This is a genomic window from Hydrogenophaga sp., from assembly GCF_018780075.1.
GTDB lineage: Bacteria > Pseudomonadota > Gammaproteobacteria > Burkholderiales > Burkholderiaceae_C > Hydrogenophaga.
Window position 1 is genome coordinate 1 of sequence record NZ_JADMKB010000095.1, and the last position, 22,786, is coordinate 22,786.

General features: G+C 68.7%; 22 protein-coding genes and 1 pseudogene. 5 read left to right on the plus strand and 18 right to left on the minus strand.

Annotated features, from left to right (window positions below; translation table 11 throughout):
* A partial coding sequence (locus IV088_RS15280; protein WP_291103691.1) for an alpha-hydroxy acid oxidase occupies positions 1-426 on the plus strand: 426 nt, incomplete at its 5' end.
* 9 nt (positions 427-435) lie between these two features.
* On the opposite strand, the gene IV088_RS15285 is transcribed toward IV088_RS15280, so the two are convergent.
* Positions 436-705, minus strand: coding sequence for a hypothetical protein (locus IV088_RS15285; RefSeq protein ID WP_291103694.1), 270 nt, complete (start codon positions 703-705; stop codon positions 436-438).
* Positions 706-819: 114 nt separating this feature from the next.
* Positions 820-2,076, minus strand: coding sequence for a hypothetical protein (locus IV088_RS15290; RefSeq protein WP_291103697.1), 1,257 nt, complete (start codon positions 2,074-2,076; stop codon positions 820-822).
* Positions 2,077-2,217: 141 nt separating this feature from the next.
* Here IV088_RS15290 and IV088_RS15295 point away from each other — a divergent pair, with 141 nt between their 5' ends.
* Both IV088_RS15295 and IV088_RS15300 read left to right on the plus strand, forming a co-directional pair.
* Positions 2,218-2,757, plus strand: coding sequence for an anti-sigma factor (locus tag IV088_RS15295; RefSeq protein WP_291103700.1), 540 nt, complete (start codon positions 2,218-2,220; stop codon positions 2,755-2,757).
* Between the two features lie 117 nt (positions 2,758-2,874).
* Positions 2,875-3,090, plus strand: coding sequence for a DUF3079 domain-containing protein (locus tag IV088_RS15300; RefSeq protein WP_291103703.1), 216 nt, complete (start codon positions 2,875-2,877; stop codon positions 3,088-3,090).
* A 39-nt stretch (positions 3,091-3,129) separates the two neighbouring features.
* Here IV088_RS15300 and IV088_RS15305 read toward each other — a convergent pair whose 3' ends face one another.
* Positions 3,130-3,858 carry an SIMPL domain-containing protein gene (locus tag IV088_RS15305; RefSeq protein ID WP_291103706.1) on the minus strand — a complete coding sequence of 243 codons (729 nt, stop codon included), beginning with the start codon at positions 3,856-3,858 and terminating at the stop codon, positions 3,130-3,132.
* Between the two features lie 142 nt (positions 3,859-4,000).
* On the opposite strand from IV088_RS15305, the gene IV088_RS15310 reads away from it, so the two are divergent.
* Positions 4,001-5,242: a DNA polymerase IV gene (locus IV088_RS15310; protein ID WP_291103751.1), complete on the plus strand. Its 1,242-nt coding sequence runs from the start codon at positions 4,001-4,003 to the stop codon at positions 5,240-5,242.
* Positions 5,205-6,050 (plus strand): enoyl-CoA hydratase-related protein, encoded by an 846-nt coding sequence (locus IV088_RS15315; RefSeq protein ID WP_291103709.1) that lies wholly within the window; start codon positions 5,205-5,207, stop codon positions 6,048-6,050. Before IV088_RS15310 ends, IV088_RS15315 begins: the two co-directional genes overlap by 38 nt.
* A 93-nt stretch (positions 6,051-6,143) precedes the next feature.
* Here the strand turns inward: IV088_RS15315 and IV088_RS15320 are convergent, their stop codons facing one another.
* From IV088_RS15320 to IV088_RS15380, 15 genes and pseudogenes are all read right to left on the minus strand, one after another.
* Complete coding sequence (locus IV088_RS15320; protein ID WP_291103712.1) at positions 6,144-6,494, minus strand: DUF1161 domain-containing protein; 351 nt, start codon at positions 6,492-6,494, stop codon at positions 6,144-6,146.
* 12 nt (positions 6,495-6,506) lie between these two features.
* A complete protein-coding gene (locus tag IV088_RS15325) occupies positions 6,507-6,995 on the minus strand; it encodes a 6,7-dimethyl-8-ribityllumazine synthase (RefSeq protein WP_291103715.1) in 489 nt (162 codons plus the stop codon).
* A gap of 213 nt (positions 6,996-7,208) precedes the next feature.
* On the minus strand, positions 7,209-8,057 hold the full coding sequence (locus IV088_RS15330; RefSeq protein WP_291103718.1) for a DUF429 domain-containing protein: 849 nt from the start codon (positions 8,055-8,057) through the stop codon (positions 7,209-7,211).
* A 5-nt stretch (positions 8,058-8,062) separates the two neighbouring features.
* On the minus strand, positions 8,063-8,944 hold the full coding sequence (locus tag IV088_RS15335; protein ID WP_291103722.1) for an EamA family transporter: 882 nt from the start codon (positions 8,942-8,944) through the stop codon (positions 8,063-8,065).
* Between the two features lie 69 nt (positions 8,945-9,013).
* A complete protein-coding gene (locus tag IV088_RS15340) occupies positions 9,014-9,439 on the minus strand; it encodes a BLUF domain-containing protein (RefSeq protein WP_291103724.1) in 426 nt (141 codons plus the stop codon).
* Between the two features lie 10 nt (positions 9,440-9,449).
* Entirely contained in the window at positions 9,450-10,184 is a 735-nt protein-coding gene (gene folE / locus IV088_RS15345; RefSeq protein WP_291103727.1) for a GTP cyclohydrolase I, read from the minus strand.
* A 196-nt stretch (positions 10,185-10,380) separates the two neighbouring features.
* Complete coding sequence (gene clsB / locus IV088_RS15350; RefSeq protein WP_291103730.1) at positions 10,381-11,700, minus strand: cardiolipin synthase ClsB; 1,320 nt, start codon at positions 11,698-11,700, stop codon at positions 10,381-10,383.
* Positions 11,697-12,425 carry an endonuclease/exonuclease/phosphatase family protein gene (locus IV088_RS15355; RefSeq protein WP_291103733.1) on the minus strand — a complete coding sequence of 243 codons (729 nt, stop codon included), beginning with the start codon at positions 12,423-12,425 and terminating at the stop codon, positions 11,697-11,699. Before IV088_RS15355 ends, clsB begins: the two co-directional genes overlap by 4 nt.
* Before the next feature lie 112 nt (positions 12,426-12,537).
* On the minus strand, positions 12,538-13,068 hold the full coding sequence (locus IV088_RS26340; RefSeq protein ID WP_367171593.1) for an HlyD family efflux transporter periplasmic adaptor subunit: 531 nt from the start codon (positions 13,066-13,068) through the stop codon (positions 12,538-12,540).
* The gene (locus IV088_RS26345; RefSeq protein WP_367171594.1) at positions 13,065-13,289 is read right to left on the minus strand and encodes a hypothetical protein; all 225 of its coding nucleotides are present in this window, start codon (positions 13,287-13,289) and stop codon (positions 13,065-13,067) included. Before IV088_RS26345 ends, IV088_RS26340 begins: the two co-directional genes overlap by 4 nt.
* Positions 13,290-13,581: 292 nt before the next feature.
* Positions 13,582-14,697: pseudogene (locus IV088_RS26350) on the minus strand (site-2 protease family protein); the annotation flags it as partial.
* Positions 14,698-14,717: 20 nt separating this feature from the next.
* Positions 14,718-16,043 (minus strand): efflux RND transporter periplasmic adaptor subunit, encoded by a 1,326-nt coding sequence (locus tag IV088_RS15365; RefSeq protein WP_291103739.1) that lies wholly within the window; start codon positions 16,041-16,043, stop codon positions 14,718-14,720.
* A 9-nt stretch (positions 16,044-16,052) separates the two neighbouring features.
* On the minus strand, positions 16,053-16,847 hold the full coding sequence (locus IV088_RS15370; protein WP_291103742.1) for an efflux RND transporter periplasmic adaptor subunit: 795 nt from the start codon (positions 16,845-16,847) through the stop codon (positions 16,053-16,055).
* A 1-nt stretch (position 16,848) separates the two neighbouring features.
* Complete coding sequence (locus IV088_RS15375; protein WP_291103745.1) at positions 16,849-18,726, minus strand: TolC family protein; 1,878 nt, start codon at positions 18,724-18,726, stop codon at positions 16,849-16,851.
* Positions 18,727-18,749: 23 nt separating this feature from the next.
* Positions 18,750-22,786, minus strand: a 4,037-nt coding sequence (locus IV088_RS15380) for an Ig-like domain-containing protein (RefSeq protein ID WP_291103748.1), incomplete at its 5' end; no start/stop codon positions are given.

Below are 22,786 nucleotides of genomic sequence, written 5' to 3' on the forward strand. Positions count from 1 at the left end.
TGGGGCGGCAAGCTGATCCTCAAGGGCATCATGGACGTGGAAGACGCGAAGCTGGCCGTGGCGAGCGGGGCCGATGCCATCGTGGTCAGCAACCACGGCGGCCGCCAGCTCGACGGCGCGCCGAGCAGCATCGAAGCGCTGCCGGCCATCGTGGCGGCGGTGGGCGACCAGATCGAGGTCTGGATGGACGGCGGCATCCGCAGTGGCCAGGACGTGCTCAAGGCCTGGGCCCTGGGCGCGCGCGGCACCATGATCGGCCGCGCCATGGTCTACGGCCTGGGCGCAATGGGCGAAGAAGGCGTGCTGAAAGCGCTGCAGATCATCCACAAGGAGCTGGACGTGACCATGGCCTTCTGCGGCCACACCAACATCCAGACCGTGGACCGCAGCATCCTGCTGCCCGGCACCTTCCCGACCGCCGGCTGAAGCCGGGCGTCAGCCCAGCCCGTCGAGCACCGTTTTCAGGGACCCCCAGAGCTGGGCATGCTGCGGCGCGCCGTCGCCGGTGCGGGCCTCCTGCCAGGGCAGGCCCCGTGCCTCGGTCGCGAAGCAGCGCTCGGGGGTGAACCAGCCGCATGTGTGCATGAGCACGACGCGCAGGCCGTGCTCGGCGTTGTGCACCAAGGCGTGGTCGCGGATGCGGCGCATTTCGTCGAGCACGGGGCCGTCGACCGGGCTGATGCTGGCGCAGATCAGCCGGCCCACGTCCTGGGCCGGCAGTCCGGTGCCGAGCCGGCGCTGTCGGGGTCCTGCAATCCGGAACTCATGGGGAAATGGTCCCCCTGTATCGACCGGGCGGCGGCGGGCGCCTGGCCGGCCTCAGAGGCTGGCGGGACGGGTCTCTGCGAGCCAGGACGCCAGCGCCACCGGGGTGTCCGGCCGCAACGTCCAGGTGCGCCGCAGCGCCCGCTCGGGTTCGTCGTGCGCGTGCAGCGCCAGCTGCTCGGCCAGGTTGATGACCCGGACCGCCGCGGTTTCCTCGGTCCCGGCCGGCACCTCGACCACGCCGATCGCCACCTCCGGCTGGAACGGCAGCGAGAGCGGGTCGGGGCCGACGGTCACCGACATCCGCAGTTCGCGCAGCACCCGTTCGGTCACCAGCTCGGCGCGCGCAGGGTCCTGCACCGCCGAGATGGCCAGCACGAAGCAGCGCTGGTGGTACAGCCCCACGACGTTCCGGAAGCCCACCAGCTGGCGGATGCGCGCCGACAGGGCCACCAGGATTTCGCCCACCGGGTCCGGGACCGGCGGCTCCCGGTAGGCGTACAGGTTGGACACCGACACCGCGACCACCAGGCAGGGGCGGCCCATGCGCTGGCTGCGCCAGAGCGCGTCTTCGACGCGGGCCACCAGCTGGGCACCGCACGGCAGGTTCAGCGGGTCCATCAACGGCATCTGCCCCGTGGCCTGGCGCCGCAGGCGGCGCAGCTGGCGGTTGCGCATGCGCACCAGCACGATCACGGTGGTGAAGTAGCCGACCGTGGCGCACGCGGTCAGTGCCCAGTAGGCGTTGCCCATGTCCATGCCCAGACCCTTGGCGTACAGGCCGGCCGTCATCTGCGCCAGGCAGAGGCAGGCCAGCACCATCCACCGCGACAGCTGGTCGCCCAGCGTCACGCTGCGCACCGCGATCAGCACGCCCATCAGCACCGCCAGGCCGTTGATGGCCGCCGTCAGCAACAGCACGGTGTCGGCGGGCACGCCCGCGACCACCAGGCCCAGCAGGAGGAAGGTGCCGGCGATGAGCACCGACGCGCCCGGCCCCATCATGCGCCGCACCAGCAGGTCTTCACGGCGCAGGCCCGACCAGTGTCCGAGGTAGGTCATGGCCAGCACCCCGCACAGCGGCCCCAGCGTGGCCTTCAGTGGCAGCCAGTCGATGTGGTTCCAGGAGGGCCACAGGGCCTCGGGCAGACCGGACATCAGGATACAGGCCCCGCCGGTGAGCACCAGGCTCAGCCACGAGCGCGCCGCGGGCAGGCTGGGACGCGTGGCCACGTCCAGCGAGGCCGCGACGGCCAGTGTCAGCAGGACACCCGCCATGGCAGACCAGATCGCCACTTCTAAGGCTTGCATGGATGGCAGGGATTGGGAGGTTGACTACCGCTTTGATAGCGCCGGCTGCTGGCGCCGCCAGCAGCCAACATGGACTCGGCGCAGTGTACCGCCCCCGCCCTCGGACCCGCCCCGAGCCCCCCGCACAGGCATACTTCGGGCATGAACGATTCGCACACTGCCCAGCCCGACGCCACGCCCCCCACGCCCGCCAGCCGCAGGGTCTCGCCGTGGTGGCGCGCGCTGGCCATCTTCCTGCTGCTGGTGCTGCTGCTGGGCTGGGCCGCCAGCGCCAGCATGGTCGAGCAGCTCAAGGCGCAGATCGGCCACCTGCAGGCCAAGGTGGCGGCCGTGCCGCAGATCCGCCACCTCTCGGTGCTGCTCGACGATCGGCAGCAACCCGCCATGCTCGTGACCATGGACCCGCAGACCGGCCTGCTGCAGCTGCAGCGCCTCAACGAGGTGAAAGAAGGCCGCGAAGACAGCATGCAGCTCTGGGCGCTGGACGGCGACAAGCCCCCGCGGTCGCTGGGCGTGATCGAGAGCAAATACAAGACCCTGCAACTGCCCGCCAAGGAAGCCGCGCTCGCGGGCGTCGGCCAGCTGGCCATCAGCGTGGAGGCCAAAGGCGGTGTGCCGGAAGCCCAGGGCCCGCGCCTGCCCTGGTTGTTCAAGGGCGCGCTGGTGCACAAGGCGATCTGAAGCGGCTGCGCACCGCGGGGCGCACCCGGTAGTCTTGAATCAGATCAAGGCGGGCCAGCAGCGAGACCGACACACTCGCCAGTGTGGCCGCCGTCCGCCGGCCACGGTTGCCGGACCATGGCCAAACCCTTTCCCCTCAACCCACCCCACCCCGAGCGCAATTGCTGGGGCTGCGACCGCTATTGCGCTTTCAACGCCCTGCTCTGCGGCAACGGGTCGGAACGCACGCAACACCCCATCGAGACCTTTGGTCCGGGCTGGGAGAGCTGGTCGGGCATTCCCGGGGACAGGGATGGCGATGCGGCGGCGCCAGAAGCGCGATCCGACGCCTGAAGCGGTGCCGCCCCCTGGGGAAGCGCTGCGGGGGGAGCCTTACCGCAGCTCGTATTCAAAGGTGCTCACCACACGCAGCCGCTTGGTGCGTGAGCTGCCGTCGTCGAAGTCGTTGCCGTCGTCCCCGGTGATGCGGATCGCGCCCTGGTTGGCGTTCTTCAGCGGGCCGAGGCTGGCGCCGGCTTCGGTGGCGAACTTGTCGGCCTGCTCCCGGGCGTTGCGCGTGGCCTCGGCCAGCAGCGGGGCCTTGATGTCGTTGAAGCCGCGCAGCTGGTAACGCGGGCCGCTGTTGGCGCCCTCGCCTTCGGCGCCGCCGAGCTGCATGCCGGCCTGGATCAGCGGGTCCACCGCCAGCGCGGCTTTCTCCACGTCCTTGACCCGTGCCGACTTCACCAGCACCTGGCCGCTGCCGTTGAAGCGGAACGGCACGTTGCCCTGCGCATACTCGCGCGCCAGCAGGTCTTGCACCTGCAGGGGCTTGGGTTCGAGCTCGGCGTCGGTGAAGCCCTGGGCCTTGAGGAACGCGAGCACCTTGTCGCGGTCGGCGGACAGCGCCTGCTGCACCGCGCCGAACTCCACGCCCGCACGGCGAAAACCGATCGTCCAGATCGCGAAGTCGCTCTCGACCTCTTTTTCAGCGAGCCCTTTGACGGTGACCGAGCGGTCCGACATGCGGAAACGCTCCAGGCCCTGGCTGACGGCGAAACCGGCGAGGGCGAGGCCGGCGGCGACCAGCAGGGCGGCGAGGATCCGGGAGAGGGTGTTCATGGGGGCTCCATAGACAGGGCGCATGTCCAGGCTGCGCACGGAGCGCCCATCTTAGACCCGTCGGCGCTCGCGCCCGCGGCGCTATGCTCCAGCCACCGTGACCCCCGAAGCCCCCCTGCCCCGCCGCATCGCGCACCTGGACATGGACGCGTTTTTCGCGTCGGTGGAGCTGCTGCGTTACCCGCAGCTCAAGGGCCTGCCGGTGGTGATCGGCGGCGGGCGGCGGCGCGAGGACGACGTGCTGGCCCGCCTGCGCGAGGCCTACCCGGAGCGCGACTGGTCCGACGGCGACCTGAGCCGCATCCCGCTCGATTTTTTTCCCCGCCTCTCGGGCTACACCGGGCGCGGCGTCATCACCACCGCCACCTACCCGGCGCGCCAGTTCGGCGTGGGCTCGGCCATGGGGCTGATGAAGGCGGCCAAGCTCTGCCCGCAGGCCATCCTGCTGCCGGTGGACTTTGACGAGGTGCGCCGCATCTCGCGCCTGTTCAAAAGCACCATCCTGGAGATCGCGCCGGTGATGGAGGACCGCGGCGTGGACGAGGTCTACATCGACTTCACCCAGGTGCCCGGCGGCCAGCGCGAGGGCGGGCGCGTGCTGGCGCGGCTGATCCAGAAGAGCATCTTCCAGGCGACCGGCATCACCTGCTCCATCGGCGTGGCGCCGAACAAGCTGATCGCCAAGATGGCGAGCGAATTCAACAAGCCCAACGGCATCAGCATCGTCTGGCCCGACGACCTGCAAGCCAAGATCTGGCCCCTGCCCTGCCGCAAAGTCAACGGCGTGGGCCCCAAGGCGGACGAGAAGCTGCAGGGCCACGGCATCCACACCATCGGCGAGCTGGCGGCGCGCGACCCGGGCTGGCTGGTCGAGACCTTCGGCAGGAGCTACGGCGCCTGGCTGCACGCCGTGAGCTGGGGCCGCGACGAGCGCCCGGTGGTGACCGAGAGCGAACCGGTGAGCATGAGCCGCGAGACCACCTTCGAGCGTGACCTGCACGCGGTACGCGACCGCACCGAACTGGGCGCGGTGTTCACGCGGCTGTGCGAGCAAGTGGCCGACGACCTGCAGCGCAAAGGCTACGCGGGCAAGACCATCGGCATCAAGCTGCGCTACGACAACTTCCAGAGCGTGACGCGGGACGTGACGATCGACCACTTCACCGCCGACGCTGCCACCATCCGCCGCCAAGCCGGTCTGTGCCTGAAGCGCGTGGACCTGAGCCGGCGCATCCGGCTGCTGGGCGTGCGCGTGGGCAAGCTGGTCAAGCCCGGGACAGAGAGCGAAGAGGCCTCGGGCTACAGTGAAAGCCACCCCACCCGACCCCCGAAAGACAAGGCCACCGATGAACACACCGACCTGCTTTTCCCTGAACTCGACTGACGACCACGTCGCCCACCTGGTGCTCAACCGCCCCGACGCGATGAACACCATGCACCCCACGTTCTGGCGCGAGCTGGACGAGGTGCTGACGACGCTGCACAACGAGGGCACGGCGCGCGCGCTGGTCATCAGCAGCACCGGCAAACACTTCAGCGCCGGCATGTCGCTCGACACCTTCGCCGGCGCGATCGCGATGGACGATCAGAGCCCCGAAGGCCGCGCCGCGATCTTCGACCTGCTGACCGACATGCAGGCCACGTTCACCAAGATCGAGGCCCTGCGTTGCCCCGTGATCTGCGCCATCCAGGGAGGCTGCATCGGCGGCGCGGTGGACATGGTCACCGCCGCCTGCATCCGCTACGCGACAACCGACGCGTTTTTCTGCATCCAGGAGATCAACATCGGCATGGTGGCCGACGTGGGCACGCTGCAGCGGTTACCGAAGCTGATCCCGTTTGCGGTGGTGAAAGAAATGGCCTACACCGGCCGCCGCCTGCCCGCCGCCAAGGCGCTGGCCTACGGGCTGGTCAACGAGGTGTTCGACACACCCGAGGCCATGCTGGCCGCCGCGCTGCAGTGCGCGAAGGAGATCGCCAGCAAGCCGCCGGTCGCGATCTGGGGCACCAAGCAGGCCGTGACCTACGCGCGCGACCACTCGGTGGAAGACAGCCTGCGCCAGATGGGCTGGCTGCAGGGCGCGATCTGGAGCAACGCGCACGTGCGCGAGTCCATCACGGCGATGAAGGAGAAACGCACCGGGCAATTCACGCCGCTGTCGGCGCTGCAGTCGTTCAAAGCGTTGGGCTAAACCGGTGCCGACCAGGGCACCGCCGGGCCGGCTTTGCCGGACGGCCAGTGCCGCCCCCTTTGAGTGGGTCGCGCGAAGCGCGGCGGGGGTGTTTCACGGTGGGCAGGTCGCGTTGCCGCGCACCACGGTGCCGTTGCGGCACTCGGTGATGATGTGGGCATCCCCGCGCACGACCGGCGGTGCCACGGGTCGGACCATTTTGGCGCCCGCAGGGGCCCCACCCGCCCGCACATAGACCAGCTTGCGCTCGCCCATGGCGCAGGTGCCGACCACCTTGCCGGCCACTTCCGCGTTCGCGTCGACGACGATCACCGCAAAGCCGGTGGCGCCGGTGCCGGCGATCTGAACCTCGATCTGCTCGCGCAGCGGTTCGCAGATGTCGGCGGCCCACACGGTCTGGGCCAGCAGGCCCAGACCCAGCACACACAGAGACCTGTTCTTCATGTCGCGGCCCGTTCAGGAAGACAACAAGGCACCGAGCCGATGCAGCCCGGCCACGGTCTGCAGGCAGGCCTCGGCGGCCTCGGTGCCCTTGACCGCAAAGTGGCGCTGGAAGTACTTGCGGTGTTCGGCGTGTTCGTGGAAATGGTGGGGTGTGAGCACGGCCGAGATCAGGGGCACGCCGGTGTCGAGCTGAACGTCCATCAGCGCCTGCAGCACGGTCTGCGAGAGGAAATCGAAACGGTAAATGCCGTCATCCACCACCAGCGCGCTGCCCACGATGGCGGCGTAGCGGCCCGAGCGCGCCAGGCGCTGGGCGTGCAAGGGGATTTCGAACGCGCCGGGCACGTCGAACACGTCGATGCGCTCGGGGCCGACGCCGCCTTCGGCCATGCGGGCAAAGAAGGCGTCACGCGCCTGGTGGACGATGTCGGCGTGCCACGAGGCTTCGACGAAAGCGAAGCGCAGCTCAGCGGGCAAAGCGGGGGATTCGGGCGTTTTCATGGGGTGCAAGGATACCCGTTGCGGGGCTGAAAGCCCCTGGCTCAGCGAGGTCACGGCGCATGAAACGGCTCCGCCCAGGGCACCGCCGGGCTGCTCCACCAGACGGCCAGCGAGCGGTCCAACCCAAGGGCACCGCCGGGCTGGCTCCGCCAGACGGCCAGTGCCGCCCCCCTAGAGGGGGGTGACGCGAAGCGGCGCGGGGGGTGTTCGCGTTCAGGCGCTGACGATCCAGCCTTCGAGCGGGTCGAACTCGGGCAGGCCGTGGCGAGGATGACCCGCCTCGTGCTGCCGTTGCGCCCAGGCGGCCTGCAGCAGGCAGAGCACGGCGTCGAGCCGGTCGCCGCTGGCGTCGTCGGCCAGCGCGTCGCGCTGCGCGTGGCTGAGTTTGAGGCGCAGGCCGGCCGCCTGCAGCAGCGGCGCCAGCCCGTTTTCCAGTGCGTTGACCAGCGTCTTGCGGGCGATCAGCCGCTCGGGCGTCTGCTTGGCCTTGTCGTCGCTCTTGTAGCTGGTGGGGCCCAGAACGCTGCGCGCCAGCAGGCCAGGGTAGGCCTCGAGCGCGACGCGACGTGGGTCACCGTCGTGCAGGCCGGGCAGCGTGACGCCCGCCTCGATCAAGCGGGGCACCCCCGCGTGCAGCATGAAGGCCACCGGCGGGTTGACCCACTTCATGCTCGGGCTGGAGCCCGCCGGGCCGTCGGTGGCGCGGTGCGCGAACTTGCCCCCGACCGGCCGGGCGTCGCAGAACGCGGCAAAGGTGTCGCGGATCTGCTCGCGCGACAGGCTGGCGTAGTGCTGCATGCAGGGCCGCCAGTCGGTGGGCCAGCCCAGCGTCTGCACCAGCTCGCGGGGCAGGCCGAAGGGCAGGTCGAAGCCGCCGACCCAGCCACCGTCGGTGGCCTGCGCCAGCCGCGCCTGCCAGCCGTCCAGCGTGTCGAAGGTTTCCAGGGCATCGAGCAGCACCCGACCGCGGTCGTGGTGGCCGACGGCGAGCGTGACGGGTTTGCGGCGTGAGGGTGCGCTGGTGAAGTCACAGCCCAGCAAGGTGGTGTGTGGGGAGGTCATTGCGCTCACCCCAGGCCCAGGGCCACCACACCGCCCGCGATGCACAGCGCTCCCAGCACGCGGGAGCCGCGTTCGCCCTCACCCAGCAAATGCCCGCCCAGCAGCGCGGCGAACAGCATCGACACCTCGCGCGCGGGCGCCACGTGCGACAGCGGCGCCTCCTGCATCGCGTAGAGCACCAGCACATAGGCCACCGGGCTGAACGCCGCGACCATCAGCGCGTGGCGCCATTGCTGCTGCCAGAGCCGCCAGGCGGTGGCACGGTCGCGCAGCACGCTGGGCGCGAGCAGCGCCACGCGCACGAAGTTGCCCATGTAGTCCACGAGGATGGGCGACATCAGCACCCAGCGCACCGCATAGCCATCGACCACCGTGTAGGCGGCGATGAAGGCGCCGGTGAGCACGCCATAGAACATGCCTTTGTGCACCCGCTGCCGCGCGGCCGGGTCGCGCGCCGCGCGCAGCAGGCCGGGGCCGCCCGCGATCAGGAACACGCCACCCACCACGCCCGCGATGCCGGCCACGCCCAGCGCCGAGATGCGCTCGCCGAGGAACACGATGGCGATCAGCGAGGACAGCAGCGGGCCCGAGCCGCGCGCCAGCGGGTAGACCACGGTCAGGTCGGCCTTGCGGTAGCCGCGCAGCAGGATCACGTAATAGAAGACGTGCAGCACGCCGGAGGCCACCACCAGCGACCACTCGACCGTGCCCCAGTTCGCCACCACGCCGCGCCCCAGCCACCAGCCCAGCGGCGCCCAGAGGCCCATCATGATGAAGGCGGTGAAGAAAGCGAAACGCGCGTCGCCACCGGCCTTCTTGGCCACGATGTTCCAGCCGGCGTGGATCAGGCCGGCGAGCACGATGAGGGCAAAAGCGGTGGGTGACACGGTGGGAGCAGCAAAGAAAAAACCGCAGTGCCCGGCCAGGGGTCACTGCGGTTGCGGAACGGAGCGGCCTCAGGCGCGGCCGATGATCGAGGCGGTGGCCATCAGCTCTTCCAGCAGGGCCAGCGAGACCTTGCCCGACACGCCATACGGGTCGAACTCGGGACGCTCGGAGTACTTGAGCACGATGGAGGTGTTGAGCTTGGAGAGGTTGACCTGCCCCATGGTCCAGCCACCGAAACGACGCTCGGTGATTTCTTCGTAGTGCAGCAGCACCACGTCGGTGTGGCGCTGGTCGGCCGCGATGTGGTTGTAGAGCGTGTTGACCGCGGTGCGGCCGCCCTCGATGGCCTGGAGAAACACCCCACCGCCGTAACACAGCACGCCGGTGATGCCGTTGCCCATGTTGTGCGAACGGGAGGTTTCGAGGATGGACTCGATGGCCTTGGAGCAATCTTTGTCGATCGCTCGGCTGACGTAAAGCAGACGGACCAGCATGGTGGAGTTCTCAGGATTTGCGGGGAATGAGGGAGAGGAATTCGCGGCGCAGGTTCGGGTCTTTCAGGAACACGCCGCGCATGACCGAATTGATCATCTTGCTGTCCATGTCCTTCACGCCACGCCAGGCCATGCAGTAGTGGCTGGCCTCCATGACGATGGCCAGGCCGTCGGGCTGCGTCTTCTCCTGGATCAGGTCGGCCAGCTGCACCACGGCCTCTTCCTGGATCTGCGGGCGGCCCATGATCCACTCGGCCAGGCGCGCGTACTTGGACAGGCCGATCACGTTGGTGTGCTCGTTGGGCATGACGCCGATCCAGATCTTGCCGATGACCGGACAGAAGTGGTGGCTGCAGGCGCTGCGCACGGTGATCGGGCCGACGATCATGAGCTCGTTGAGGTGCTCGGCGTTGGGGAACTCGGTGACGGCCGGGCCCTTGACGTAGCGGCCGTTGAACACCTCTTTCAGGTACATCTTGGCCACGCGGCGCGCGGTGTCGCCGGTGTTGTGGTCGTTCTCCGTGTCGATCACCATGCTGTCGAGCACGCCCTGCATCTTGACCGTGACCTCCTCCAGCAGCTTGTCCAGCTCACCGGGCTGGATGAACTCGGCGATGTTGTCGTTGGAGTGGAAACGGCGGCGGGCGGCCTGGACGCGCTCGCGGATCTTGACGGACATGGGCACGCCCTGGTCATCGTCAGAAGGGGTGGCAGGGGTCATGTCAGGTTCGGTTTTCATGAGCATCAGGCATGCTAACACCGGCCCCCAAAGCCCCAAATACCAGGCGCCGGCCAGGGGTCTTGGCCGCACACGGGGTGCCTGTCAGAAAGCCTTCTCCGACGCGAAGTGCCCCAACCCAGAACGCCGCGGAACCGGCTTTGCCGGGCCGCCAGCGTTGCCCCCTTGAGGGGGGCGCGCAGCGCGGCGGGGGTGGGCCACCTCAATACCGGTGCCCCGTCACGAACAGCAGCATCCGCATGACCCCGAAAGCAAAGCGGTCCAGCGCCCGCTGGTACCAGGGGCGCCGACCGAGCGACGCGGCGTCGAGCTTTTGCCCGGCGTGCTCGACCAAGGCGTCCAGCCGCTGGTGCAGCAACTCGGCAAAGCGCCGGTCGGTGGTCATGACGTTGGCCTCGCGCGCCAGCAGCAGCGAGAGCGGGTCGAGGTTGGTCGAGCCCACCGTCGCCCAGGCGCGGTCCACCACCGCCACCTTGGCGTGCAGCGCGCTGGGCGCGTACTCGCGGATGTCGATGCCCGCGTCCAGCAGCTCCTGGTACACCGGCCGGGCGGAGCGGTACTGGAAGAAGTTTTCGTAGCGCCCCTGCAGCAGCAGGCGCACGCGCACGCCGCGCGCGGTGGCCATGGTGAGCGCGCGGCGCAGGCGGCGGCCGGGAATGAAATAGGCGTTGGCGATCACGATGTCGTGGCGGGCCGCGCCCAGCGCCTTGAGGTAGGCGCGCTCGATGTCGTGCCGGTGACTGACGTTGTCGCGCAGCAGCAGCGCGGCGCGCGCGTCGTTCACGCCCACCGGTCCGTCGGGAAACGGGGCCACCTCGCTGTCCTCGGCGTCCGGTTTGCCGCGGGACGCGAGGCCGGTGAAAACCTCGATCTTCTTGAGCAGGCGCGAGAAGTCACCCACGGGCAGGGTTTCGCGCAGGGCATCCCAGGCCGCCTTGAACTCCCGCTGACGGGCCCGGCGCACCGCCTGCAGGCGCCACCAGAGCTGCTCCATGGTGTCGACCATGTCGTCCACCAGGGGGCCGGCCACCCGCAGCGAGAAGTCCAGCCGCGGCACCTTCAGGCGGCCCAGCGCCACGTCGTCACAATCGTCGATGATGTTGATGCCGCCACAGAAGCCGACGGTGCCATCCACCACGCAGAGCTTGCGGTGCAGCCGGCGCCAGCGGCTCGGGATCAGCAGACCCAGGCGGCCCAGCGGTGCGTAGACCCGCCAGCGCACCCCCGCTTTCACAAACCGCTCCTGCCATTCCGGCGGCACCTTCGGCGTCCCGACGCCATCGATCACCAGCCGCACCAGCACGCCGCGCCGGGCCGCCCGCTCCAGGGCCTCGGCCACGCTGAGCGCCGAACCGGCGAATTCGAAGATGTAGGTCTCCAGCTGGATCACCCGGCGCGCGGCGTCCATCGCCTCCACCAGCGCGGGAAACAGCGCCGTGCCCCCTTCCAGCAACAGCAGCTGGTGACCCGGTCGTGGAACGGACGGCCCGGTGCGCTCAGGGGGATCGGCGGCGGGTGTCACAGCTCCAGCTCGGCGATCAGGGGCAGGTGGTCGGACATGCGCGACCAGGCGCGCCCGTGCGGCACGTGCGCGCTGACGGGATGCAGCCCGCGCGCGTAGATGCGGTCCATGTGCAGCAGCGGCAGGCGCGACGGGTAGGTGGGCAGGCGGATGCCGTCGAAGGTGCGCAGGTCCAGCGCCGCCATGGGCTTGAGCAGCTGGGCACCCCAGTCGTTGAAGTCGCCCGCCACGATGAGGGGCGCGCCGGGCGGCACGTCGCTCGCGATGTAACGGCCGAGCCGCTCCACCTGCCGCTCGCGGCTGGCGTGGATCAGCCCGAAGTGGACCACCACCACGTGCACCTCTTTCCCCTCGATCAGCAGCTGCACGTGCAGCAGGCCACGCTGCTCGAAGCGGTGGTCGGACACGTCGGAATGGCGCGTGTCCAGCACCGGCCAGCGCGACAGCAGGGCGTTGCCGTGCTCGCCGTGGCGCGTCACCGCGTTGGTGCGGTAGACCGACTCGTAGCCCTCGGGCGACAGGTAGCCGGCCTGGTCCAGATCGGGCCAGCGGGTGAAGTGTTTTTCCAGCTTGCGGTGGTGCCGGCGCACCTCCTGGAGGCAGACGATGTCGGCGTCGAACTGCTCGACCGCGTGGGCCAGGTTGTGGATTTCCAGCCGGCGCGCCGGCCCCAGGCCCTGAACGCCCTTGTGGATGTTGTACGTCGCGATGCGCAGAATGCTCATGCGCTCAATGATCGCACGGGAGAACGACCGCAGAGGGGTGGCGTGTGAGCGCGCAGCGGCGGAGCCCCGGATTCACGCCGAAGGCGGGAAGACGCTTGGGGGCCTTTAGCCTCTAGAACCCACTTTCGCGGATGAAGATCGACGCCATCTGCCGGAAGGCCTTCGACGCGATCGATTCGGTCTTGCCCTCGATGCTCACCCTCACGGTGGACACCTGGTTCGTGGGCAAGGGTTGATCCAGCGCGATGCGCACGCGGAACAACGCGTCGCGCACGACCTGGCTGCGCTCCTTGCCTTCGCGGGCCGCCTCGGTCACGGTGGCGATGGGGCCGCCGTTGGTGGCGTCGAGCATGGGACTGGGCAGCGCCAGCGTGCGCGAGACGTCGATCGCCTCGATGTGCCCGCCGGTCCAGGCCATGGGATCGGACAACAACCGCGCGCGCACCGCCTGCCCCACGGCCACCCGGTCGAGGTCGGCCTCGGCGATGAAGGCCTCGATGACCCAGGCCTTGCGGTCCACCAGGATGGCCAGGGGCTCGCGCGGCTTGACCCAGACGCCGGGCGCCAGCCCGTGGTCCACATCGTGCAGCTCGCCGTCGAAGGGCGCCCGCAGCGTGAGCCGCGCCAGCTCGTCCACGCTCATCTTCTCTTCGGCCTCGAAATAGGCCTTCTGCGAATTGAGCGTCTGGCGCTGCGCTTCGCCATCGGGCAGGCCGAGCAGGCCGGCGATCTGGCTGTCCCTGGCCTGGGCCATCTGGCGCGACTTGTCCTGGGCGATGCTGAGCATGGACGACTCCAGCACGAACAGCACGTCGCCGGTCTTGAACTGGCGCTGCGTGGGCACCGACACGATCTGCGCCGCAAAGGGCGCGTGGATCAGCTGCTGGTTCTGGGCGTGGAACCAGCCGTAGCCCGAGACGCGGCTGCTGAACGGAAACACCAGCACGCCCACGGCCAGCAGCGCAAAGGCGGCCAGCCACCAACGCCGCGGCGTGCTGATCTCGGCGCGCCGCTTTTTCCAGACTTCGAGTTCTTTCATGACCGGCTTTCCGATGAACCACACCAGCTCCAGCATCATCAACAGGATGCCGAGCAATTTGAAGAAGAAGTAATACACCAGCAACGCGATGCCGATGAACACGGTGAGCCGGTACAGCCAGGTGAACAGCGCGAAGCCGATCAGCGCGCGCCGCTTGGGCAAGGGGAAATGTTCGGGCCACTTCTCATCGAACCCCAGCAGGGAGCGCCGCATCCAGGTGCGGGCCAGGCCGCTGGAGCGCTCGTGCAGGTTGGGCAGGTCCATCAGGTCGCTGGCGATGAAATAGCCATCGAAGCGCATGAACGGGCTGGCGTTGATCGCCAGCGTCAGCACCCAGCTCGTGGTGGCCAGGAAGAACATGCCGTTGCGGAACGCGCCGTCGGGCGCCAGCGTCCAGACCAGCGTGGCGATGCCCGCCAGCGCCAGCTCCACCGAAATGCCGGCGGCGGCGATCGCCAGGCGCTGCCTCGAATCTTTCAGACGCCAGCTCTCGCCCGTGTCGGTGTAGAGCATGGGCAGCAGCACCAGGAACGCGACCCCCATGTGGGCCACCCGCACGCCGTAGCGCGTGGCCACCAGGGCGTGCCCGAGTTCGTGCAGCGTCTTGGCAAACAGCAAGGCGGCGCCGTAGCCCAACATCCCCGACAGGGTCATGTTGTCCACCAGGGTATGGGTGAACACGTCCCACTGGCGCGACACGAGGTACATCCCCACCAGGGTGATCACGCCGATCACGCCCGCCACCAGCGGCATGTGGATGCGGGCCAGGAAGGGCTGCAGCGCCGCCAGCCAGCGCTGGGGCCGCACCAGGGGCAGACGGAAGAACAGGTAGTTGTGCAGCAGCCACTCGAAGAACGAACGCTTCATGCCCTCCGCACGCGCCATCGCCTTGGCCACATCGGCCTTGTTGTTGAGCCGGAGCAGCTGGTTGTCGGCGAGGAACTTGGTGAGCTGGCGAACGTCGTCGACCGTGACGTTGAGCGGCGTCTGTTCGTTGACCGAGCGCACCAGCGACGCCACGTCGTTGTCGGCCCAGTGGACCAGCAACTCAAAATCGATCCAGCCGATCCGGTAAAACCGGTTGGTCACCGGGTCCTGGATCATCCAGGCGGGCGTGCCGTCTTCGTTGGGCGCCGCGGCGAACAGGATCAGCTCGTCGCGGATGGGGGGCAGCGGCACCTTGCGGGGCGGCGCTTTTCGAGGCGGTGCCTTCAGGCGAATGGCCCCTGTCATGTCGACCGAGGTGCCGTCACTCACAGCCCGCTCCACTCCCGCAGGTGCGCGATCGGGCGCCGGAACAGGTAGTAGCCCAACAGGACCCACTCGCCCGAGATGCGGGCCGTGCCGCGCAACCCGATGCGGGGCAGTTCGCTGCCCTCGTCAAACCGGGCCCGCAGCTTGTAGGCGGCCACGCCTTCGGGGCTCAGCGACGACTGGTAGCTCGCTTCGATCAGGCGTCCGGAGCGGGGGCTCAGCGGTTCGGTGTGCAGGAACAGCCGCACCGGCGCGTCCAGTTCCAGGTTGATCGCATCGGCGACCGCGAGCCAGACCTGGATGCCGCCGTCTTCGGGCTTGGCGAGCTGCATCACGCGCTCGCCCGTCATCACGGGGCGGCCGAGCCAGTCGTTGGTGTCGGCAAAGATGGCGATGCCATCGCGCTCGGCGCGCACCTCCACCCGCTGCGCCTGGGTTTCGACCGCCACCAGCTCGGCCTCTTTCTCGCGCACCCGGCCCAGCGCCACGGCCACGTCGGCCTTGCTCTTGAGGTCGTCAAAGGCCCGCTGCTGCGCGATGTGGGCGTCGGCCTGCGCCACCTCCAGCGATTTGCGCGCCACCGCGAGGCGGTTCAGCAGGGCTGAGTCGTCGAGTGAAAACAGAACGTCCCCGGCCTTGACCCGCGCGTTGGGCGCGACCGCAAACGAACCCACCACGCCGTCCTGCGGCGCCGACACGGTCATCGCGTTGAGCGCGATCACTTCCGCCGGCGCCAGCACCGAAAGGCGGACGGGAATCAGCAGGCTCAAGAGCAGCGCCGTACCGATCAGCCAGCGGTTGCGCTTCTTGAAGAGGCCACGCACACCGCCCCAGCGGCGCTGCGAGCTCTGCCGCATGGCCGCAAAACAATAGCCGTAGGTGGCATGCAAACGGGCCAGCAGATCGAGCGCCGCGTCGTCCCAGGGCTGCTCGGCGGCGTACACCACCATCGCCTGCAAGGCCCCCTGCCGGTCGCGCAGCGGCACCAGCAGCAGGTGCTCGGGCAACCACTCGCCCCAACCCTCGGCATCGGCGGGCGATGCGTCGGCAAAATCCAGGCGGTGCACGGCGCCGTCGCGGGGGAAGCGCTGCGCGAACTCGCTCAGCCACACCGCGAACGGCGAATCGTTGGCCACGCTCACCAGGCCGGACGCGGCCGTCAGCCGGAAGCGCGCCCCCTCCAGCTCGAACATTGCCGCCTGCCGGTACGGCGTGAGCGCGTGGGTCTCGTTGACGATGGTGAAGCGCAGCGCAGGCAGCGCGTGGGCTTCCAGGGCCCGGGCTTCGATCTGCAGCAGAACGCCCAGATCCGAGGGATCGCTCATGTCACTCGCTCACCGCATGCCGGAAAACTTCGCCACCCCGCTCATGCCGGGCAACAGGTCCGGATGGGACTTCATCATGGACGCTTCCAGCTCGATGGTCTGGCTCACAGGATCGACCCGGCCGTTGATGCGGTGCACCTTGGCGGGGTAGGTCTGGCCGGTTTCGTCGATGGTCACATCGAACACGTGCCCCATCTTCAGGGTTGAAATCCAGCGCGACGGCACATTGAGCTTCATCAGCAGCAGACCACTGCGCACCAGATCGAGCAGGGGCTGCCCCGCCGACACGGTCATGTGGCTGCGCACGTGCAGCTTGGCGGTGCGGCCGTCCCAGGGCGCGCGGATCGAGCACTGCGAGATCTGGAACTGGTACAGGCTCACCTGGGCCTTGGCCTTGGCCACGGCGGCGGCGGCGAGCGCCACCTCCACATCGCTGGCCTGTTCCAGGCCCTGCATGCGCAGCTTCGCTTCGTACTGGTCGGTGGCGGCGGCCTGATCGGCGTTGGACATGGCCAGCCGGGCCCGCGGCTCGTCGCAGTCCATGGACACCAGCACCGAGCCCTGCTTGAAGGGCACGCCGAGACCGACATGCAGCTGGGCGATGCGGCCCGGCACCGGACTGGCGAGGATCGTTTCCCCTGCCGGCAGCACCAACACCCGGACGGATTCGGCGGCGGCGCTGGCCACGGGCGCGGCGGGCGCCTTGGCCGCACCGGCCGCGGTGGTCTGGGCGGACACCGTGAAGGAAAGGGCACCCAGACACAGCACCGCGCCGGTGGCGCGCCAGAGGGATTTGCAGGACATATCAGTCAACATTCAGCCAGGATTTGATGTCGCCAAGATTGGCATTGAGGGCCGCCATCAGGCTGGACTCATAGACCGATGCACGGGCATTGGCCGGGATGGTAGTCGCAAAACGGGCTTGCTGCGCCTGGCCCGCCTCGTCGGTCACTTTCAGGGTCCAGGAGGCTTTTTCAACGCCGTGGGCTTCGGCGGACTGGAACTCCAGGTTCAGCGGCACACCGCCCTTGGCGTCGGTGGTGATCTGATGGCGGCCCAGCAGCTCGGTCACCAGGGCCTTCATGCGCACCTGCTGCACCGGGTCAGCAATGCCGGCCAGGTTCACATGGACGGACGCCGCGCGGCCGAACAGGTTGGACGACAGCGCAAAGGCGTCTTTCTCGGCGGCCTGCAGGTGGGCCTTCACACGCCCGGTCAGCTGGGGCAGATCGTTGGCCTCGAAGTCGTCGGCAATCGGGTCAAAACCCAGCGTGTTGTAGAGACGTCCGAACGCAATGTGGGCGTTGGCGTACGCGTTGGCGCGCTGGTACTGGCCCAGCACGGCACGGGCCTGGGTGCGGATCGCTTCCAGTTCGCTGTCGAGCTTGGCCGTGACCGACGCTTTGGTGAACGCGGCGAGACGGGTGTCCACCTGCGACGCCTGATCGGCCAGACGGAAGTCTTCCAGGGCCATGCGGTAACGCTCGGCGCTCACACGCGTCTGCGTCAGGATGGCCATGGACAGCGCCATGCGGCGGGCTTCGTCGGTCTGCTCCTGGTATTTCTGCGCGTCCTTCATGGCCGGAATGGACACCAGGCGCATCAGGTTCCAGGCCAGGCTGGCACCACCTTCGGACCAGCTGTTGTTGTAGAGGAAGGCGTTCGAATCGCGCTGACGGCCGTAGGTGAGCGTGATGCCGGGCAGGATCGACAGCATCTGCTTGTTGGCTTCCGCGGCCGTGATGCGTTTGCGGAGGTCTTCCTCGCGCAACTCGGGGCGCTGCAGCAGCGCCATGTCTTCCAGCTTGGTCACGTCGCGCGGCGCGGCCGGCAGCGCGGTTTCATTGGCTTCCGCCACTTTGAAATCCAGGCCCGGGGGCACGTTCATCAAGGCCGCGAGTTCGCGCTTCGCGAATTCCAGGTCCTGGCGGCGCTGGTTCAGCAGCGTCGTGGCGTCCAGCAAGGCGCGCTGGTAGGCCAGGGCCAGGCCCGGGGGAATGATTTTCTGGGTCTCGGCTTCGCGCGAACGGCTCAGGGCGAGCGAGGCGCGCTGCAGGATGTCGTCGGCCTGGGCATTGAGGCGCTGCGCCCCCAGGGCGCGCCAGTAGGCGGCGCGCACGTCCTGCAGCAGGTTCTGCACCACCTTGCGGCGGCGCTCTTCGGCGATCAGGAACTGGTCGCCCTGCTGGCGGGCCCGGTAGTACGAGACCCCGAAGTCCAGCACGTTCCAGGAGAACTCGATGCCCCGTGTCGAGCGGCTGCGCTCGTCGGAGGTGGTCGCGCGGTCGGAAATCTCACCGTCCACGATGCCCTTGCTCACGCCACCCGAGTCGTTGTTGCGGCTGCGGTAACCGGCGGAGGCCACCATCTGGGGCAGCATGTCGTAACTGGCGTAATCGGTCAGGCCCTGCGCCAGCGCCGACTCCATCTTCTTCAGGCGGTAGTCCAGGTTGTATTTCAGCGCGCGGGCCACCGCCTCTTCCATGCTGATCGGCGCATTGATCGGCGCCTGATCGACGTACATGCGGGCCGTGTCGGCCTTCACCCGGTCGCGCACCTGGTCTTGCGTGACGGCTTGGGGGGTGACGCTGCAACCCGTCACCACGGCGGCCGCCGCCAGTGCCACCAGCGTGCGCGGCAGCGCACGGACGACGCCGGAGAAGGTGTTTTCTTGTTTGCTCATGTTCAAGTTCTCTTTAAATGGGTTCAGCTGGAGACGGATGTGCGGGTGACCGGGCGCGCGCTCTGGCCCCTGTCCTTGGCGAAACGCTCAAGCTGGGACCGCAGGCCGACCGCAGCGCGGGGCTTCACCACAGGTTTTTCGGCAGGATCGACCGTGTTCTTGACCGCGCGCTCCTGGGTTTCAGGGGGAACGGCGGCGGGGGCCACCGCTTCCTGGCGTGCTTCCGGTGCGTCGGCGTCGGCCACCGTCACAGGAGAGCCTTCGGGTTTCGGCGCACCCAGCGCAAAGGGATCGATCAGCGTGCTGTAGCCCGGGGTGGCCGAGTTGTTGGCGATGGCCGCGCCCGCGCGAAGCTGTGATTCCAGCTGCGAAGAACGCACCGCGTGCTGAACCCACAGGCTCGGATCGGTCGTGATGGGCTGGTGACGCACCGCGCTCTGCACGTACAACGCCGGCTGGAAGGCCTGCATTTCGCCGAAGGCGCGCTCCCGGATCAGGCCCTGATCCGCACCACGGGTGCTGCTGTCGAACAGCAAGCTGTCCGGCACCTGGGCCAGGGCCTCGCCCATCAGGGGCTCGCCCGCCTGTGTGCCGCCCACCGGCGACGCGAACAGGCCCCGTTCGGCGCTGGCGCCACCCACCGCGAACAGCACGTGAAGCGCGCTGTTGACGACGGGCGGCAGGCCCGGTGCGGCGGGCGCCTCGGTCACCGGTGCGCTCCACGACGGCTGGTTCGGCTCGGCGGGCTGCGGTGCCGGCGCGGGTGCGGGCGGTGGCGGCGCCGGCTGGGGTGCGGGCGGCGGCGGCGGTGGGGGCGCCACCGGCTCTGTCGGAATGCTGGCAAAGCTCAGGACCGCCGACGAGGAGGACGTGCCATCGGTGACGGTATAGGTCGCACTCGGCACCGGACCGGTGTAGCCCGCCACCGGCGTGAACGTGTACCCACCGTCGGCGTTGATCAGCAGCGTGCCCACGCCCGGGATCACCGCCGTCTCACCGGCGGCGAACGTCCCCGGCACACCGGACACGGTGAACCCGGTCACCGTCAGCGGGTCACCGTTCGGATCGACGTCGTTCGGCAACACGTTGCCGGAGACCGGCGTGTCCACGCTGGTGGGAACCGGGCCGTCGTTCGTGGCCACCGGCGGCGCATTGGGCACGTCGGTGAAGCTCAGGACCGCCGTGTCTGTCAGGCTGCCGTCGCTCAGGGTGTAGGTCGCGCTCGGCACCGGTCCTTTGTAGTCGGGCGCCGGCGTGAAGGTGTACGAGCCATTCGCAGCGATCACCAGGGTGCCCACCGGGGTCCCGTCGGTCTGCGTGATCGTGGCGGGCACACCGGCCGCGAAGGTCTCGGGCGTCCCGTCGCCATTGCTGTCCACCGCGAACTGCGTGACCGACAGGGCATCGCCGTCCAGGTCGCTGTCCACGCCCGCGCCGGTGTTGCCGGTGATGACGTTGCCGGTCACCGGCGTGTTCGGTGCGGTCGCCACCGGACCGTTGTCCGTCGCCACCGGCGCGTCGTTCACCGGGTCGATCAGGATGTTGATCGTGGCCGTGGAGGTCAGACCGTCCGGGTCGGCGATGGTGTAGTCGATCGGGACCGGCGTCGTGGTGTTGTAGTTCGGATTCGGCGTGAACGTGAGTGTCCCGTCCGGGTTGAGCACCAGGGTGCCCACCGGCGTTCCGCCCGGGTTGGTGATCACCACCGGTGTGCCCGGCACGACCGGGCTGCCGTTGATCTCGGTGATCGTCAGCGGCTGGCCTTCCGGATCGCTGTCGTTGGTCAGCGGGTTGAAGGTCACCGGCTGGTCTTCCAGACCCCGCACGTTGTCGTTCTGGGCCACGGGCGGATCGTTGGCCGCGTCCACGAGGATGTTCAGGGCCGCCGTGTCGCTCCCGCCTTCTCCGTCGCTGACGGTGTAGGTCACCGGCGGGATCGCGCCCTCGAACCCGGGCACCGGGTCGAAGGTGTAGCTGCCATTGCCATTGACCGTGAGCAAGCCCACGTTGGGGATGTTCACCGGTGTGCCCAGCACGCCAGGCACGCCGTCGACCGTGAAGCCGCTGACCGTCAGCGTGTCGCCATCCGGGTCGCTGTCCACGCCGCCCGCGGTCGGTCCGTTGCCGTCGTCGGTCAGCAGGTTGCCGCTCACCGTCGTGTCCGGCGCCGTGATGGCGCTGTTGTCTTCGGCCACCGGAGCGTCGTTCACGCCCGTGACCGTGATCGTCAGCGTCGCGACCGCCGTCTGGCCGCTCGGGTCGGTCACCGTGTACGCGAACTCGTCCGTCACCACCTGACTTTCGGCCAGCGCCTGTGCCGCCGCCGTCGGGGTGTAGCTGTAGCTGCCGTCGGCATTGAGCACCAGCGTGCCGTGGGTGCCCAGCACCGGCTGGCCCACCGTTCCGGGTGCGACACCAGCCACCGCGCTCACCGACAGGCTGTCGCCGTTGGGGTCGCTGTCCACACCGCCAGCGGCCAATCCGCTCTGGATCACACCGTTGGCCGCCGTCACGCTCAGCGGCACGTCTTCGGTGGTCGCGTTGGTGTCGGGTTGAGCCACCGGCGGCTGGTTGGCCTGGCCCACGGTGATCGTCACCGTGGCCGTGGCGGTCTCGCCCGAGGGGTCTTCCACCGTGTAATCGAACACCGCAGGGCCGGTGTAGCCCGTCGTCGGCGTGAACACCAGCACCCCACCCACCAGAGCCACCGAGCCATTGGGCACCGGCACCGCCGCACCGCCTTCGGTGATCGGCTGGCCCTGGACCTCGGAGACCGTCAGCGGCTCCCCATCGGGATCGCTGTCGTTGCTCAGCACGTCAATGTTCACGGGCGTGTTCACCGGCGTGACGGTCGAGTCGTCAGAAGCCACCGGGGGTTCGTTGACCGGGGTCACCTCCACCGTCACCGGTGCTTCCAGCTCGTTGCCCAGACGGTCTTCCACCGTGTAGGTGAAGTCCACCGGGCCGTTGAAACCTGGCTCTGGCGTGAACACCAGCACGTCGTCGGTCGGGTCGCCCGGCGTGCCGCCGTTGTTCAGGCTCACTTCGCCCAACGGCAGGCCGGTGATCGGGTCGTTCAGCACCACGGGCGTGCCCACCGCGATGGGCTGGCCGTTGATCTCCGTGATCGTCAGCGGTCCTTCGCTGCCCGGGGAGTCGTTGTTCAGCACGTCGATGGTCACCGGCGTGTCTTCCTGCGTCGTCGCGCTGTCGCCCACCAGCGAAGGCGTCTCGCTCAGCGGCTCCACCGTGATGTTCAGCGTGGCCGTGTCGGTGCCACCGTTGCCGTCGTTCAGCGTGTACTGCACCGCCGGCACCGCACCCACAAAGGTGGGCACCGGATCAAAGGTGTAACTGCCGTCGGTGTTGACGGTGAGCACGCCCACGTTGGGGATGGTTTGCGGCGTGCCCACCACACCGGCCACCCCACCCACCGTGAAGCCACTGACCGTCAGCGGGCCGCCGTCGATGTCGCTGTCCACGCCATCACCGGTGTTGTCCGTGATCACGTTGCCGCTCACGGGAACGTCCTGGGTCGTCGTCTCCACGTTGTCCGTGGCCACAGGCGCGTCGTTCACCGGAGCCATGACCAGCGTCAGCGTCGAAGTGTCCGTGCCGCCCTGGCCGTCGGAGACCGTGTAGGTCGCCACGGGAATGGCACCGGCGTAGTTCGCCACCGGCGCAAAGCTGTAGCTGCCGTTGGCGTTGATCGTGAGATCACCGACACCCGCGATGCTCGCGGTCTGGCCTGCCGTCAGCGTGGTTCCATCGACCGTGAAGTCCGTGATCGTGGGCGTTCCGCCCTCGACGTCGCTGTAGTTGTTGAGCAGGTCGCCCTGCGCACCAGGGGCACCATCGATCACCGTCAGCGTCGTGTCTTCCGTGACCGTGTTGCTCTCGTCGCCGTCCACCGGCGCGTCATTCACCGGCGCCATGACCAGCGTCAAGGTCGAAGTGTCTGTGCCGCCCTGGCCGTCGCTCACCGTGTAGGTCGCCACGGGAATCGCACCAGCGTAGTTCGCCGCTGGCGTGAAGCTGTAGCTGCCGTTGGCGTTGATCG